Source organism: Streptomyces sp. NPDC088354 (genome assembly GCF_044753585.1).
GTDB lineage: Bacteria > Actinomycetota > Actinomycetes > Streptomycetales > Streptomycetaceae > Actinacidiphila.
Window position 1 is genome coordinate 101423 of record NZ_JBIVNJ010000019.1, and the last position, 15215, is coordinate 116637.

The 15215-nt window shown below is 73.8% G+C and carries 17 protein-coding genes; 7 read left to right on the top strand and 10 right to left on the bottom strand.

Going from position 1 to position 15215, the window contains the following annotated elements; all coding sequences use genetic code 11:
- Positions 1 to 84 precede the first annotated feature (84 nt).
- The 3 genes from ACIP98_RS25540 to sigE form a co-directional block, all read right to left on the bottom strand.
- Positions 85 to 1563: a trypsin-like peptidase domain-containing protein gene (locus tag ACIP98_RS25540; RefSeq protein ID WP_319665561.1), complete on the bottom strand. Its 1479-nt coding sequence runs from the start codon at positions 1561 to 1563 to the stop codon at positions 85 to 87.
- A 69-nt stretch (positions 1564 to 1632) separates the two neighbouring features.
- A complete protein-coding gene (locus tag ACIP98_RS25545; RefSeq protein WP_401978093.1) occupies positions 1633 to 2571 on the bottom strand; it encodes a zf-HC2 domain-containing protein in 939 nt (312 codons plus the stop codon).
- Positions 2568 to 3344, bottom strand: coding sequence for an RNA polymerase sigma factor SigE (gene sigE / locus ACIP98_RS25550; protein WP_319665559.1), 777 nt, complete (start codon positions 3342 to 3344; stop codon positions 2568 to 2570). The genes ACIP98_RS25545 and sigE overlap by 4 nt, the downstream gene beginning before the upstream one ends.
- Positions 3345 to 3480: 136 nt before the next feature.
- Between sigE and ACIP98_RS25555 the strand changes: the two genes are divergently transcribed.
- Positions 3481 to 4146 carry an O-methyltransferase gene (locus ACIP98_RS25555; RefSeq protein ID WP_319665578.1) on the top strand — a complete coding sequence of 222 codons (666 nt, stop codon included), beginning with the start codon at positions 3481 to 3483 and terminating at the stop codon, positions 4144 to 4146.
- Between the two features lie 133 nt (positions 4147 to 4279).
- Here the strand turns inward: ACIP98_RS25555 and ACIP98_RS25560 are convergent, their stop codons facing one another.
- Positions 4280 to 4447 (bottom strand): DUF3117 domain-containing protein, encoded by a 168-nt coding sequence (locus ACIP98_RS25560; RefSeq protein ID WP_018561471.1) that lies wholly within the window; start codon positions 4445 to 4447, stop codon positions 4280 to 4282.
- Between the two features lie 262 nt (positions 4448 to 4709).
- Here ACIP98_RS25560 and ACIP98_RS25565 point away from each other — a divergent pair, with 262 nt between their 5' ends.
- A complete protein-coding gene (locus ACIP98_RS25565; protein ID WP_319665558.1) occupies positions 4710 to 5501 on the top strand; it encodes an enoyl-CoA hydratase-related protein in 792 nt (263 codons plus the stop codon).
- A 30-nt stretch (positions 5502 to 5531) separates the two neighbouring features.
- On the opposite strand, the gene ACIP98_RS25570 is transcribed toward ACIP98_RS25565, so the two are convergent.
- Both ACIP98_RS25570 and ACIP98_RS25575 read right to left on the bottom strand, forming a co-directional pair.
- The gene (locus tag ACIP98_RS25570) at positions 5532 to 6125 is read right to left on the bottom strand and encodes a DNA-3-methyladenine glycosylase I (protein ID WP_401978095.1); all 594 of its coding nucleotides are present in this window, start codon (positions 6123 to 6125) and stop codon (positions 5532 to 5534) included.
- On the bottom strand, positions 6122 to 6505 hold the full coding sequence (locus ACIP98_RS25575) for a DivIVA domain-containing protein (protein WP_319665556.1): 384 nt from the start codon (positions 6503 to 6505) through the stop codon (positions 6122 to 6124). Before ACIP98_RS25575 ends, ACIP98_RS25570 begins: the two co-directional genes overlap by 4 nt.
- A 122-nt stretch (positions 6506 to 6627) precedes the next feature.
- On the opposite strand from ACIP98_RS25575, the gene folP reads away from it, so the two are divergent.
- Positions 6628 to 7488 (top strand): dihydropteroate synthase, encoded by an 861-nt coding sequence (gene folP / locus ACIP98_RS25580; protein ID WP_319665555.1) that lies wholly within the window; start codon positions 6628 to 6630, stop codon positions 7486 to 7488.
- A 38-nt stretch (positions 7489 to 7526) separates the two neighbouring features.
- Here folP and ACIP98_RS25585 read toward each other — a convergent pair whose 3' ends face one another.
- Entirely contained in the window at positions 7527 to 8321 is a 795-nt protein-coding gene (locus tag ACIP98_RS25585; protein ID WP_319665554.1) for a TIGR00730 family Rossman fold protein, read from the bottom strand.
- A gap of 88 nt (positions 8322 to 8409) precedes the next feature.
- A complete protein-coding gene (gene dapE / locus ACIP98_RS25590) occupies positions 8410 to 9477 on the bottom strand; it encodes a succinyl-diaminopimelate desuccinylase (RefSeq protein WP_401978096.1) in 1068 nt (355 codons plus the stop codon).
- A 64-nt stretch (positions 9478 to 9541) separates the two neighbouring features.
- Here dapE and ACIP98_RS25595 point away from each other — a divergent pair, with 64 nt between their 5' ends.
- A complete protein-coding gene (locus tag ACIP98_RS25595) occupies positions 9542 to 10567 on the top strand; it encodes a heavy metal transporter (protein ID WP_401978098.1) in 1026 nt (341 codons plus the stop codon).
- 284 nt (positions 10568 to 10851) lie between these two features.
- Positions 10852 to 11268, top strand: coding sequence for an ATP-binding protein (locus ACIP98_RS25600; protein ID WP_319665551.1), 417 nt, complete (start codon positions 10852 to 10854; stop codon positions 11266 to 11268).
- Between the two features lie 86 nt (positions 11269 to 11354).
- Here the strand turns inward: ACIP98_RS25600 and dapC are convergent, their stop codons facing one another.
- Positions 11355 to 12455, bottom strand: coding sequence for a succinyldiaminopimelate transaminase (gene dapC / locus ACIP98_RS25605; protein WP_319665550.1), 1101 nt, complete (start codon positions 12453 to 12455; stop codon positions 11355 to 11357).
- A 98-nt stretch (positions 12456 to 12553) separates the two neighbouring features.
- A complete protein-coding gene (gene fdxA, locus ACIP98_RS25610) occupies positions 12554 to 12874 on the bottom strand; it encodes a ferredoxin (protein ID WP_018561461.1) in 321 nt (106 codons plus the stop codon).
- Positions 12875 to 12987: 113 nt separating this feature from the next.
- On the opposite strand from fdxA, the gene ACIP98_RS25615 reads away from it, so the two are divergent.
- On the top strand, positions 12988 to 14004 hold the full coding sequence (locus ACIP98_RS25615) for a GNAT family N-acetyltransferase (protein WP_319665577.1): 1017 nt from the start codon (positions 12988 to 12990) through the stop codon (positions 14002 to 14004).
- 10 nt (positions 14005 to 14014) lie between these two features.
- A complete protein-coding gene (locus ACIP98_RS25620; protein WP_319665549.1) occupies positions 14015 to 14839 on the top strand; it encodes a transglutaminase-like domain-containing protein in 825 nt (274 codons plus the stop codon).
- The last annotated feature ends 376 nt before the right edge of the window (positions 14840 to 15215 follow it).

The window sequence follows — 15215 nt, forward strand, 5'->3', positions numbered from 1 at the left end:
ATCTCACCGTACCTGCCCGAACCAGGTGGACGGGAGTGGCCCGGGGTCAACAGTAGGCCGCGCCGGGGTAAACCCGTGGCCGCCTCAGCCGGTGGCCGAACCGAGGACCAGCTGCACGCTGCGCTGCTTGCCGCCGCGCTTGAGGGTGAGGGCCAGCTTGTCGCCGGGACGGTGGCTGCGGATGCGCACGATCAGCTCCTCGCCGCTGTGCACACGCTTGCCGTCGATCGCGGTGATGACGTCGCCCGGCTCGATGCCCGCCTTGGCGCCGGGACCGTTGGGGGTGATGGACTCCCCGTCGCCCTCGCCCTCGGGGCTCACCTGGGCGCCGTCGCCCTCGTACTGCAGATTGATGCTGACGCCGATCACCGGGTGGGTGGCCTTGCCGTTGTTGATCAGCTGCTCGGCGACCCGCTTCGCCTGGTTGACGGGGATGGCGAAGCCCAGGCCGATGCTGCCGCCCTGGCCGCCGTTGCCGAAGGGGTCCGAGCCGGTGTCGGCGGAGCGGATGGCGCTGTTGATACCGATGACCAGGCCCCGGGAGTCCACCAGCGGGCCGCCGGAGTTGCCCGGGTTGATCGGGGCGTCCGTCTGGATGGCGTCGACGTAGCTGACGTCGCTGCCCTCGGTCTCGCCGCCCGCGGTGATCGGGCGCTGGGTGGCGCTGATGATGCCGGAGGTCACGGTGCCCTCCAGGCCGTACGGGGCGCCGATGGCGACCACCGGGTCGCCCACCTGCGCCGCGTCGGAGTTGCCGAGGGCGACCGGGCGCAGGCCCTTGACCCCGCTGACCTTGATGACCGCCAGGTCGTAGCCGGTGTCCCGGCCGACGATCTTCGCGGAGCGGATCTGGCCGCCGTTGAAGGTCACCGAGATGGTGCCGCTCTTCGCGACGGTCTCCACGACGTGGTTGTTGGTGAGGATGTGGCCCTCGTCGTCCAGTACGAAGCCGGTGCCGGTGCCCTCCCCGCTGTCGCTCTTGACGTGGATGTAGACCACGCCCGGCAGGACCTTGGCGGCGATGCCCGCGACGCTGTCCGGGGCCCGTTTCCCGGCGTCCCGGGTGACCTGGGGCAGGGTCACCTGCTCCGATCCGTCGTTCTGCGCCACGTACGCGCCCAGGGCGCCGCCGATGCCGCCGGCGACCAGCGTGAGGGCGACCAGGCCGGCGGCCAGCGGGCCGCGGCGGCGGGAGGTCCTGGGGGCGGCGGGCAGCGGCCCGGGGGCCGCCCAGGGGTCGTAGCGGTGCCACTGGCCGACCGGGAGCGGCGGCGGGGCCGGGTTGGCGGTGTACGGCGGCGCGGGCGGCAGGGGAGGCCGAGAGGGCGGTGCGGTGTCCGCCGGACGGGTGACGGGAGGGGCGGGCGCCCAGGGCCCGGGCTCGCCGTACGGCGGGGTGTCGTACGGGTCGGAGCCGTGCCGCGGGACGGCGTCCTGCGCGGGCTCGGAGGGCTGCGCGGCGGACGGCCCGGACCGGGGCGGGGCCTGCGCCTCCGGCGGGGCCGGTGACACCGGCTCCGGGCGGCTCCACCACTTCGGCCCGCCGGCCTTCCCCTGGTCCACAGTGCTCCCCTACGACGACCTGTCCTGACTGGATTGAACCAGGACTCGGCGCCGCCCGCAGCCGCCCGCTCAGCGGCTGACGGGGAAGGTGCCCAGCAGGGGGGTGGTCGAGGCGACGGGAACGGATCCCGACGGCGAGGCCGGGGCGCTCCCGCCGGGGCGCGGGGAGGCCGTGGCCGACGTGCCCGGCGCGGGGACGGCCAGGGTGGCCGGTACCGCCGTCCCGGACGCGGAGGGCGAGGCGGACGCCCGCCGGTCCGGTGCCAGGAGGGACCGCGCGACGGCCGCCGGGTCGATCCGGCCCCCGGCCGTCGGCGAGGTCAGCGCGAAGGGCCGCGTACCGCTGCTCGGGTGCAGAAGGTCGCCGGTCGGCCTGGCCCAGACATCGGCGGCGGGCCGGGCGGACTGCTGCGAGCTCAGGGGGGTCACCGCGGCACCGGTCTCGTCCATGCCGGGCTCAGGGGCGCCGTCCAGGGGCAGCGCACCGCCCAGGGCGATGGCCGCCATGGAGAACGCGCCGGCCGCCGCGAAGGCGAACCGCCGCCGGCCGCGGCCGGCCGAGCCCGTCGGGCCAGGCGCCGCGGGGGTGCTCGGACGCGCCGTCTCGTGGATCCGGAAGCCCCGGGACGACGATGCCGACAGCGGCAGCGCGAACTCCTCTCGGGCCTTGCCGAACAGGTCGCCGTTCAGCCGCTCGCCGCCGAGGCCGGCGGCCTGGATCATGCCGCCGCCGTCGAAGGGGCCGCCCGTCGCGTCGCCGTCGCCCGCGGGCAGCTCCTGCAGACGGGCCAGCAGGCCCGCCGAGAGGGTGGGGGGCGCGGAGGCGGCGATCGCGTCCTTCATGCGGCGCTGCTCGTCGGCCGCGTCCTTGCACTCGGTGCAGGTCGCCAGGTGCGCCAGCACCCGGTCGCGGGCGTCGTCCTGCAATTCGCCGTCGACGAAGGCGGCGAGATGGTCCCCCAGGTGCTGCTCGGCGCAGAGCAGATGCCGGCCGCGGGTGCTGCTCACGTGCTCCCGCCCTCCAGGGCCGCCCGGCCCGTGGTCAGCACGGGAGCCCGGCCCGGACGCGCGGCGGGCGCCCGGTGCTCCAGCGCCTTGCGCAGGTGGGAGCGGCCGCGGTGGATGCGGCTGCGCACGGTGCCGAGCTTGACCCCGAGGGTCGCCGCGATCTCCTCGTAGGACAGGCCCTCGATGTCGCAGAGCACGACCGCGGCGCGGAACTCCGGTGCGAGGGTGTCCAGCGCCTGCTGGATGTCGGCGTCGAAGTGCGTGTCCGCGAAGTGCTGCGCGGGGGACGGCTCACGGCTGGGCAGCCGCTCGGCCGCGTCGTCGCCGAGGGCGTCGAAACGGATGCGCTGGCGGCGCCGGACCATGTCCAGGAAGAGGTTGGTGGTGATGCGGTGCAGCCAGCCCTCGAAGGTGCCGGGCGTGTACGTCGACAGCGAACGGAAGACCCTGACGAAGACCTCCTGCGTGAGGTCCTCGGCGTCGTGCTGGTTGCCCGTCAGGCGGTAGGCCAGACGGTAGACCCGGGCGCTGTGGGTACTGACGATCTCCTCCCAGGAGGGAGGGGTCCACGTCTGAGCACCCCCGTCGGTGGCGAAGGTCGCGTTGGCGGCCACTGTCGAGGACTCGTCGGAGCGCGGACGGTCGTCAGCTGTATCGGTCACGGATTTCGGCTCGCCGGCCGACCTGCGGAAGCGCGACAGCACTCCCCGGTGACCCGCCGCAGCCGCACCTCCCCTATCGGCTCTGGTGGTGTCCAGTAGAGCCCCTACCATATCCACCTCGCCCGTTAGCTCCGGATAAGTGCCGAGCTCATCAGCGCGGCCCTCGTTTCCCGTCATCCGTCGAACCTCCCAACGACTGGTCCCATCTCCGGGTTCCCGACCGCAACGGATACAGTCGCCGGGCGGGCTGCAACCGTCACGCGGACAGGAGAGGGCAATTACCGGCAACCGGCAGGCGAGCTGGGCGTTCGCGGACGCCTTCGTCGCCGAGGACGACGCGCTGATACGAGCCCGCGCGCGAGCTCGTGAGGCGGGCGTGCGTCCGGTCTCCCCGGGCACCGGCGCGACCCTGCGCCTGCTGGCCGCGGCCACCGACGCCAAGGCGGTCGTGGAGATCGGCACCGGCACCGGGGTCTCCGGCATCCACCTGCTGCACGGCATGCGCGCCGACGGGGTGCTGACCACCGTCGACACCGAGCCCGACCGCCAGCAATTGGCCCGCGGCGCCTACCGCGAGGCCGGCTTCGCCACCAACCGCGCCCGCTGCATCCCCGGCCGGGCGCTGGACGTGCTCCCCCGCCTCGCCGACGGCGGCTACGACCTGGTCTTCTGCGACGGGGACCGGCTGGAGTACCCGGACTACCTCGGCGAATCCCTGCGCCTGCTCCGGCCCGGGGGGCTGGTCTGCTTCGAGGGCGCCTTCGCCCAGGGCCGCGCGATGGACGCCGCCCACCAGGAGGCCGAGGTGATCCGGCTGCGCGAGCTGATGCGCACGGTCCGGGACAATCCCGCGCTCGCCCCCGTCCTGCTGCCGACCGACGACGGACTGCTCTGCGCGGTACGGCGCGGCTGACAATTCCGGCGCCGCCCGTGCCGCTCCGCGCGGCATTCCGGCGCGCCGCCAACCGTCCGGCCGTTCGGAAAAACAAACAAGCGACCCCCGGCGCAGGTGTGCTGCCGGGGGCCCAAGGCTTGGATTGGCCGGTTCAGGCGATGGCCTTCTTCAATGCCTCGCCGAGTGCATCCGCCTCGTCCGGGGTCAGCTCGACGACAAGCCGTCCGCCGCCCTCGAGCGGAACGCGCATGATGATGCTCCGCCCCTCCTTGGTCACCTCGAGCGGGCCATCACCCGTCCGCGGCTTCATGGCCGCCATGCTCGTTCCCCTTCCTGAAACCAGCTCTTCGCACACGGTGGCCCAGGCGCCACCGGACTCGAACACATTGGTTCTCGGCCATTATCCCGCATCGGGTGACCCGATGACCAACATCGGTTCCCATCCGTTCGAGAACCCGGTCCCGCAAAACCGTCCATTTCGGTGATCGCCCACTCGCGTGCGTTTGATGGACGCCACATGTTCGCGTACGGCGATCTCCGGCATGCTGACCCCGAACGCGAGCCGCGACGAAGGGGATCACATGGCCGACACCGTGCTGTACGAGGTGAGCGACGGGCTCGCCACCATCACTTTGAACCGCCCCGACGCGATGAACGCGCTGGACATCGAGACCAAGGTCGCCCTCAGGGACGCCCTGCGGGCGGCGGGCGCCGACCGGGTGGTGCGGGCGGTGCTGCTGACCGCGACCGGCAGGGCGTTCTGCGTGGGACAGGACCTGAAGGAGCACGTCGCGCTCAGCGGCGAGGCGGGCGGCGGCGCGGCCATGTCCACGGTCCGGGAGCACTACAACCCGATCGTCACGGCCATCACGACCATGCCCAAGCCGGTCGTCGCCGGGATCAACGGCGTCGCGGCCGGCGCGGGGGCCGGCTTCGCCTTCGCCTGCGACTACCGCGTGGCCGCCGACACCGCGGCGTTCAACACCTCCTTCGTCGGCGTCGCGCTGACCGCCGACTCCGGCGCCTCGTGGACCCTGCCCCGGCTCATCGGCCGCAGCCGCGCCGCCGACCTGCTGCTCTTCCCGCGGACGGTGCCCGCGCGGGAGGCGTACGAACTCGGCATCGTCAACCGGCTCGTCCCGGCGGCCGACCTGGCCGCCGAGGCCGCCGCGGTGGCCCGCGGCCTCGCCGAGGGCCCCACGGTCGCCTACGCGGCGGTCAAGGCGTCCCTGGCGTACGGCGAGGAGCACTCGCTGGTCGAGACGCTGGCCAAGGAGGACGAGCTGCAGACCCTCGCGGGCGCTTCCGAGGACCACCGGATCGCGGTCGAGGCGTTCCTCAAGAAGGAGAAGCCCCGCTACCTGGGGCGCTGACGGCCTCCGGCGGCCGGCTGCCCCGCGGCCTCAGCGGCGGGCGAAGCAGCCGGCCAGGTGGTCGTCCACCAGGCCGCAGGCCTGCATCAGCGCATAGGCGGTGGTGGGGCCGACGAACCGGAAACCGCGCTTCTTGAGGTCCTTGGCCAAGGCGGTGGACTCCGCAGTCACGGCCGGGACGTCCGCGGAGGTGCGGGGGGCGGGCCGGCCGGCGGGGTCGGGCGCGTACGACCACACGAGGGCGTCAAGGCCGCCCTCGTACCCCTCGCGCAGCTCCAGCGCGGCCCGAGCGTTGGAGATCGCCGCGTCGATCTTGGCGCGGTTGCGGATGATGCCGGAGTCGCCGAGCAGCCGCTCGCGGTCCTCGTCGGTGAAGACGGCCACTGCGTCCGGCGAGAAGCCCGCGAAGGCCTTCCGGAAGCCCTCGCGGCGGCGCAGGATGGTGATCCACGACAGCCCGGACTGGAAGGCCTCCAGGCAGATCCGCTCGAAGAGCGGTGCCTCGCCGTGCACCGGGCGGCCCCACTCGGTGTCGTGGTACTCCCGGTAGTCCGCGGAGGTCCCGGTCTCCAGTCCCCAGGGGCAGCGCGCCTTGCCGTCCGCCCCGACGACCACCGCGCTCATCGCTCGCCGCCGGGCCCGCTGGGCTCGTGGGCGGCGTCCTCCGCGTCCTGGGCGGCGTCCTTGACCAGGGAGGGGCCGCCGAACGCGGTGGCGTGCGCCCCGGCCAGCGCCGCCTCCAGGTCGGCGATGTGCGCGTCGCGCTGGGCGAGTTCCGCGGCCAGCCGGTCCAGCACGTCGTCGACGTCGAGCATCCGGTAGCCGCGCACGGCCACCGGCAGCCGCAGCTGCTCTATGTCGGCGCGCCCCACCGGTCGCTCGCGCGGCAGCCGGTCGTCCAGCCGGTCCGGCTCCACGTCACGGAGCCCCCCGCCGTCACCGAGCACCGCGAGGGCCACCGCGGCGACCACCGCGACCAGCGCGATGAGCAAGAACCAGAACAAGACCTCTCCCGGGGTCGGCCCGACGTGTACGGCACGATCGTGCCACGCCGCGCTGTGCGCGCGGTGCGCGGACGGCGACTATCTTCGATCGGCGGACCACATTTCGAGGAGACGGGCGCGACATGCTGAGGCTGGGCACACGGGAATTCGGCGAGCACGAGCCCGTGATCATGGCGATCGTGAACCGGACACCGGACTCGTTCTACGACCAGGGCGCCACGTTCAGCGACGAACCCGCCCTGGCACGCGTGTCGCAGGCCGTGGCCGAGGGCGCCGCGATCATCGACATCGGCGGCGTCAAGGCGGGCCCGGGGGCGGAGGTCTCGGCGCAGGAGGAGATCCGGCGCACGGCCGACTTCGTCGCCGAGGTGCGGCGGCGCCACCCCGACGTCGTGATCAGTGTGGACACCTGGCGCCACGAGGTCGGCGAGGCCGTCTGCGAGGCCGGCGCCGACCTGCTGAACGACGCGTGGGGCGGCGTCGACCCCCGGCTCGCCGAGGTCGCCGCGAAGCACGGCGCCGGCCTGGTGTGCACGCACGCGGGCGGTGCGCAGCCGCGCACCCGGCCGCACCGCGTGGGGTACGACGACGTGATGGCGGACATCCTCGAGGTCACCGTGGGGCTCGCCGAGCGGGCGGTGGCCCTCGGGGTGCGGCGCGACGCCGTCCTGATCGACCCCGGGCACGACTTCGGCAAGAACACCCGGCACTCCCTGGAGGCGACCCGGCGGCTGCCGGAGATGACGGCGACGGGATGGCCGGTGCTGGTCTCCCTGTCCAACAAGGACTTCGTGGGCGAGACGCTGGACCGGCCGGTCAAGGAACGGCTGCTGGGCACGCTGGCGACCACGGCGGTGTCGGCCTGGCTGGGCGCGCGGGTGTACCGGGTGCACGAGGTCGCCGAGACCCGCCAGGTGCTCGACATGGTCGCCTCCATCGCGGGCCGGCGACCGCCGGCGGTCGCCCGGCGCGGACTGGCCTGACGGACCCGCCCGCGCCGGCCGCCGGCCGGGACGGCCTGCTAGTCGCCGCTCTCCTTGGTCACCAGCGCGACGGCCTCGTCCACGTCGTCGGTGAGGTGCAGCAGTTCCAGGTCCACCGGGGACGCCTTGCCCTGGTGGACGACGGTCTCCCGGACCCAGTCGACCAGGCCCTGCCAGTAGGCGGTGCCGAACAGGACGATGGGGAACTGCGTGACCTTGCGGGTCTGCACCAGGGTGAGGGCCTCGAAGAGCTCGTCGAGCGTGCCGAAGCCGCCGGGCAGCACGATGAAGCCGGAGGCGTACTTCACGAACATCGTCTTGCGGACGAAGAAGTAGCGGAAGTTCACGCCGATGTCGACGTAGGGGTTGAGGCCCTGCTCGAAGGGGAGCTCGATGCCGAGCCCCACCGAGAGGCCGCCCGCCTCGCACGCGCCGCGGTTGGCCGCCTCCATGGCGCCGGGGCCGCCCCCGGTGATGACGGCGAAGCCGGCCTCGGCGAGGGCCCGGCCGATCCGGACGCCGGTCTCGTACTCCGGGGCGCCCTCGGGCGTACGGGCGGAACCGAAGACGCTGACGGCACGGCCGAGTTCGGCCAGCGCGCCGAAGCCCTCGACGAACTCGGACTGAATGCGCATCACGCGCCAGGGATCCCCGTGCACCCAGTCCGACGGGCCGCGGGTGTCCAGCAGCCGCTGGTCGGTGGTGGACTTCTGCACCTGGCCCCGGCGGCGTACCACCGGGCCGGTGTGGCGCTCGGGCCAGCCTCGCCCTGCGGAGCTGCCTTCCGCCGCCGCCGTCTCGGCCGCCGCCGCCTCCTCCGCGTCATGGTCCATGTCGCGCTCCTTTCGCTGCGTCCCCCGGTCCGGTCAGGGTACGCACGCGCCCACCGCGCGGATCAAGAACGCGCCGCTTAACAGCTCGTTACGCCAGCCAGGCGCGCAGTTTCCGCTCCGCCTCCAGGACGGCGGCGACGGCGACGTGCTCCTCGCGGGTGTGGGCCAGCTTGGGGTCGCCGGGGCCGTAGTTCACCGCGGGGACGCCAAGCGCGGAGAACCGGGCGACGTCGGTCCAGGCGTCCTTGGGCGCCGGCTCGGTGCCGATGGCCGCCACGAACGCCGCCGCGGCGGGGTGGGACAGGCCGGGCAGGGCGCCGGGGGCGCTGTCGGTGAGCAGCACGTCGAAGCCCTCGAAGACCTCGCGGACGTGGTCGAGGGCCTCGGCCTCGGAACGGTCCGGGGCGAAGCGGAAGTTGACGATGACCGCACAGGCGTCGGGGATGACGTTGCCCGCGTGACCGCCCTCGATCATGACGGCGTTGAGGCCCTCGCGGTAGGTCAGGCCGTCGATGACGGCCTGCCGGGGCTCGTACGCGGCGAGCCGGGCCAGCACCGGCGCGGCCTTGTGGATGGCGTTCTCCCCGAGCCAGCTGCGCGCGGAGTGGGCGCGGCGGCCGGAGGTCTCGACACGGACCCGCAGGGTGCCCTGGCAGCCGCCCTCGACCTTGGCGTCGGTGGGCTCCAGCAGGACCGCGAAGTCGCCCTCCAGCCAGTCGGGGTGATGCCGGACCAGCCGCCGCAGCCCGTTGCGCTCGGCCTCGATCTCCTCGGCGTCGTAGAAGACGAAGGTCAGGTCGCGGTTGGGCTCGGGGAGGGTGGCGGCGAGCCGCAGCTGCACGGCGACGCCGGACTTCATGTCGGTGGTGCCGCAGCCCCACAGGATGCCGTCGTCGTCCAGCCGGGAGGGAACGTTGTCGGCGATGGGCACGGTGTCCAGGTGCCCCGCGAGCACGACCCGCTCGGCGCGCCCCAGACGGGTGCGGGCGACCACGGCGTCGCCGTCGCGGTCGACGGTGAGGTGCGGCAGGGCGCGCAGCGCCTCCTCCACGGCGTCCGCCAGCGGCTTCTCGGCGAGGCTGACGGAGGGGATGTCGACGAGCTGCGCCGTCACCGCGGCGGCGTCCTGACTGAGATCGAGCACGGGCCGTTCCATGGGGCCGACCCTACCGGGGGACGAATACCGTGGTCGGCACAGCGGCCTTCGGTACGGTGTGCGCGTGCCGAAGCCGACGTCGACGTCCAGCCCCGCCGCGCGCGCCCCGAAGAAGCGGGGACGGGCCGTGCGGGTGGTCACCGCCGCCCTGGTGCTGCTGGGGGTCGCGGGCTACGCCGCCCATCACTTCGGCGTGATCGGGGGCCCCGGGCCCGTCGAGTGCACGGTGACCGCCGAGGGCGGGACGCTGCGGCTGGAGCCCCAGCAGGCCGCCAACGCCTCGACGATCGCCGCCGTGGCCAGTTCGCGCGGACTGCCGGAGCGGGCCGTGGCGATAGCGCTGGCGACGTCGATGCAGGAGTCCGCGCTGCGCAACATCGACCACGGCGACCGGGATTCGATGGGCCTGTTCCAGCAGCGTCCCTCGCAGGGCTGGGGCACCGCGGCGCAGATCATGGACCCGGTCTACGCCTCGAACGAGTTCTTCGACGGCCTGGTGAAGATCCAGGGCTATTCGCGGCTGCCGCTCACCGTGGCCGCGCAGCGGGTGCAGAAGAGCGGTTATCCGCAGGCGTACGCCAAGCACGAGACGGACGCGGCGCTGCTGGCCGCCGCCCTCACCGGACGGCACGGTGCGGCGCTGACCTGCACGACGGCGGACGGCGAGCGGACCGTCACCGGCGGGGACCCGGCGAAGGTGCGGGCCCGCCTGGTACGGGAGTTCGGTCCGGACGTGGCCCCGCGGACGACGGCGGCCGCCGATCGGGATCCCGGGGCCGGCGCCGAGGGCGACGCCAAGAACGGCGGTACCGCGGACCGCGCCGGCGCCGGTGGCCGACAGGCCGCGGGGCCGCGCACGGTGGCGGTGCCGTCCGCGCCCGCCGACGGCCGGGGGCGGGGCGGGGACGCCCGGCGGGGCTGGGAACTCGCCCAGTGGGCGGTGGCGCACGCCCATGAACTGAAGGTGGAGAAAGTCGCGTTCGCGGACCGCGAGTGGTCGGCGGCGGCCTCCGGCAAGGGCTGGACGAAATCGAATGGCGCCGATTCCGGCGCGGCGGCCGACGACGTGCGCATCACCGTCGCGCAATAGTGCGGGCATTCACCCCCAGGCGGGTCGCTTGTACGCCAAACCCATCAGATGGGAAACCGTCTTGACGGAACGTCAAAACCGCATCTGAGGAAGGGCCGTGACGTTTCGTCGGCGCAGCTCAACACGCCCGAATTGCTCCGCTTTACCGGCCGCCGGAACTCGCCGCATTACCAACTCTTTACCTGAGACGGCCGCAACCTTCGGGGCACCTCACGCGGTAGTCACGACGTCCGCCCCGCGGACATGTCACGCCGTAACTGTCGTCTCTCCGTAAAAGGAGCACCATGTCTCTCCCCCTCACGCGTCGGATCGCCCGGGCCGCCCTGCTGGTCGGCGCGGCCGCGGCTCCTCTCATCGGTGCCGGTGCCGCGTCCGCCGCCGAGCTGCCGCAGGTCGGCGACCTGGGTGGGCTGACCAACGTGGACAAGGCCCCGGAGCTCGCCGGCACGGTCACCCATGCCGCCCAGGACTCCGGCGCGGTGAAGACCGTCCAGCAGACCGTGCCCGCCACGGCGCGCACGGTGGCCGGCCTCGGCAAGACGGCCCAGCCGGCCGTCAGCGGCGTCGCCACGAAGGCGGTGGGCACCATCGGCGGCGCCGCCGTGGAGGTCGGCAAGCACGCCGGCAAGACCGGCCTGCCGCTGCAGAGCCTGCCCACCACCGACCAGCTTCCTCTCAAGGGGCTTCCCCTCGGCGGCTGACCCCCCACAGCCGCCCCGGAAGGGCCCGGAGAGCCTTCGCTCTCCGGGCCCTTCGGGGCGCCGCGGCTTCGCCCGGTACGAGCCGGTCAGCCGGCCATGCGGCGCACCGCGGCCGCCACCCGTTCGTCGGTGGCCGTGAACGCGATCCGCACGTACCGCTCGCCGGCCGCGCCGTAGAAGTCGCCCGGCGCCACGAGGATGCCGCGCTTGGACAGGTCGGCGACCGTGTCCCAGCCCGACTCGTCACGCGTGGCCCACAGGTAGAGGCTGGCCTCGCTGTGCTCGATGCGGAAGCCGGCCGCCTCGAACGCGGTGCGCAGCGCCGCCCGGCGCCGCGCGTAGCGCTCCCGCTGCCCGGCCACATGGGCGTCGTCACCGAGGGCCGCGATGGTGGCGGCCTGCACCGGGGCGGGCGTCATCATGCCGCCGTGCTTGCGGATCTGCAGCAGCTCGCCCAGCACGGCCGGGTCGCCCAGCAGGAAGGCGGACCGGTAGCCGGCCAGGTTGGAGCGCTTGGACAGCGAGTGGACGGCGACGATGCCCTCGTACGAGCCGCCGCAGACGTCCGGGTGCAGCACCGAGACCGGGTCGGCCTCCCAGCCCAGCTCCAGGTAGCACTCGTCGCTGAAGACCAGCACGCCGTGCTCACGCGCCCAGGCCACCGCCCGGCGCAGCTCGTCCTTGCCGAGCACCCGCCCGGTGGGGTTGGACGGGCTGTTGAGCCACAGCAGCCGCAGGCCGGCCGGGTCGAGCTCGGTCGGCTCGTCGTAGACGACCGGCTCGGCACCCGCCAGGCGCGCGCCGACCTCGTAGGTCGGGTAGGCCAGCCGCGGGTACGCGACCTTGTCGCCGGCGCCCAGGCCCAGCTGGGTCGGCAGCCAGGCGACGAGTTCCTTGGAACCGACCACCGGCAGCACGTGGGTGTCCCCCAGGTCCGTGGCGCCGAGCCGGCGGCCCGCCCAGCCCGTGATGGCGGCGCGCAGCTCGGGGGTGCCCCACACAGTGGGGTAGCCGGGGCTGTCGGAGGCCTCGCTCAGCGCGCGGCGGACGATGTGGGGGACCGGGTCGACGGGGGTGCCCACCGACAGGTCGACGATCCCGCCGGCGTGTGCGGCGGCCGTGGCCTTGTACGGTTCGAGCCGGTCCCACGGGAAGACGGGGAGTCTGGACGAGACTGGCTGCGCCACGCTGGTGCTCACTTTCCGTTACTGAACGGCCGGGGGCCGCCAAAGACGGCGGTCCCGCACGGCGGTGTGCCGTACGGGACCGCCCACAACTGTCGGGGTCACTCGCCCTGCGGGGGCAGGGCGGCGATGAAGGGGTGGTCGCGCTCGATCAGCCCGAGCTTGGAGGCACCACCGGGCGAACCGAGCTCGTCGAAGAACTCGACGTTCGCCTTGTAGTAGTCCTTCCACTCCTCCGGGGTGTCATCCTCGTAGAAGATGGCCTCCACCGGGCAGACCGGCTCACAGGCTCCGCAGTCGACGCATTCGTCCGGGTGGATGTACAAGGACCGCTGGCCCTCGTAGATGCAGTCGACCGGGCACTCCTCGATGCACGCCTTGTCCTTGACGTCGACACAAGGCTGCGCGATGACGTAGGTCACGCTGTCGTTCCTCCTCGATAGGGCTGTCTCGCGCGGGAGCGCGGCGTCGTCGATGCCCGCCCCTAGTATCTCCGTTCTTGGGCGGCAGACGAACAGGAGGGGCGGTCATGAGCATGGATTTCACCGCCGGAGCTCGGGCGGATGTACGCATAACGCCCTCTGACGTGGGCAAACGGGTATCGGTCCGCCGGATCGCGGAGATCGTCGGAGGACGCCCCGTGTTCACCGACGCCGTAGGGGTTCTCACATCGTGGGACGAGGGCGCACTGGTCGTGACCCGCAGGAACGGGGAGGCCGTCCGCATCGCGGAACCCCTGCTGGTGGCGGCCAAGATCGTGCCCGACACGCCGGCCCGGCGCGGCGCGCGGGCGCCCCGCGCGACCGCCCGTGAACTGCAGGAGAGCGCCGCGCGCTGCTGGCCCGCGCCCGAGACCGGGCGGCTCGGCGCCTGGACGCTCCGGGCCGCCGGCGGGTTCACCCGCAGGGCCAACTCCGCGCTGCCGCTCGGCGAGCCGGGCATGCCGGTGGCGGCCGCGGCCGAGGCGGTGACCCGCTGGTACGGCGAACGCGGGCTGCCCGCGTACATCCAGGTCACCACGGGCGGCGAGGAGGGCGACGAGGCCCTCGCGGCGTCGCTCGACGCCCTCGGCTGGACCGCCGAGGGCCACGCCCTGCTGCGCACCGCCCCGCTGGCGCCGCTCGCGGACCTGCCGGGCGCCGAACAGGTGCGGCCGGCACGTGAGGTGGACGCCGGGTGGCTCGCCCGCTACCACCGCACCGGCGGCCTCGGCGACGCGGCACTGGCCGTGCTCACCGGTGGCCCCTCCGTGTGGCTGGCGAGCGTGCCGGGCGCCGCGGGCGGCGCGCCCGCCGCGATCGGCCGGTGCGTGGTCGACGGACGCTGGGCGTCCTTCGCCGCCGTCGAGACCGACCCGGCCGCGCGACGGGGCGGGCTGGCCACGGCGGTCGTGGCGGCACTGGCCCGCAAGGCCCTGGAGGAGGGCGCCTCGGGGGCGTACCTCCAGGTCGAGGCGGACAACGAGGGCGCCCGCGCGCTCTGGGACCGGCTGGGCTTCGGCACACACCACGCGTACCACTACCGGCGCGGGCCGCGCCCGGCGGACGGTTAGGAGCGGCGGCATGGACGACTCCGTCAGGCGGCGCTTCGCCGAAGCAGCCCGCGAACCGCGCCCGGACCTGGCGACGCTGTGCCTGCTCGTCGGCGAGGAGGCCGACCCCGGCCTCGGCGAGGCCGGGACGGACGCCGCGCAGATCGAACTCGACCGGCTCGCCGGGCTCCTGCCGTACGGGCTCACCGGGCCCGCCGACTGGGCCGCCGCCACGGCCGCCCTGCTCGGCGGCCGGCTCGGCTTCGGCGGGACACCAGCGGACTACCAGCGGCTGGACTCCTCGCTGCTGCACGAGGTCCTGCGGCGGCGGCGCGGGCTGCCCATCCTGCTGTCCGTGGTGTGGATCGAGGTCGCCCGGCGGGCCGGTGCGCCGGTCTACGGCGTCGCCCTCCCCGGCCACTTCGTGGTCGGCTTCGGCGACCCGGCCGGCGCGTTCGTGCTCGCCGACCCCTTCAACGGCGGGCGCCCCCTGGGCGACGAGGACGTACGCCTGCTCGTGGCGGGCGCCACCGGGTCCGTTCCGTCCCCGGCGATGCTCGGCCCGGCCGACCCGCTGGACATCGTGCTGCGCGTGCTGAACAACATCCGTGCCTGGGCCGACGCACGCCCCGAGCACCTCGCGGTGCAGCTGTGGGCGGTCGAGCTCTCGCTGCTCCTGCCGCAGCATCCGGGGCGGTTGCGGCAGGAGCACGCGCAACTGCTGGTGCGGGCGGGGGATTTCGCGCGGGGCGCGGCCGAGATGGAGGCTTGTGCGGAGGTGCTCGACGCGGCGGAGCCGGGGAGGGCGGGGGCGTTGCGGCACCAGGCGCGGGCGGCGCGGGCGCTCCTCAACTGACCGCTGCGCTGGCTGTCCGGGTGGGTTTTTTCCCCGCCCGCCCTCCCTCCCCCAACCTTCGGCCGGGGGTGCCCCCAGCCCTGTGAAGTCAGGGCGCCCCGGCGCGCGTTTCGTGGGGGCCGGGGTCGGGGCCTCCGGGGCTGGCCATTCTGGACAGCACATTTCGGTGCCTCCGGCACAATCTGTTGATCACCCCGGGTCATGCACCCAAATATGCTCCACAGTCCAGAACACCCACCCCTCCGACCCCGCCCCCTCCGTTTCGTCATGCGCCTGATCCCCGGTGGGGGGGTATGGAGGCGGACCGTGCTCGGGCCACCGTTTACGCACCGCACGCCAGCCGCCCAGGCAACCGCCGCCTCACCGCCACACCGGC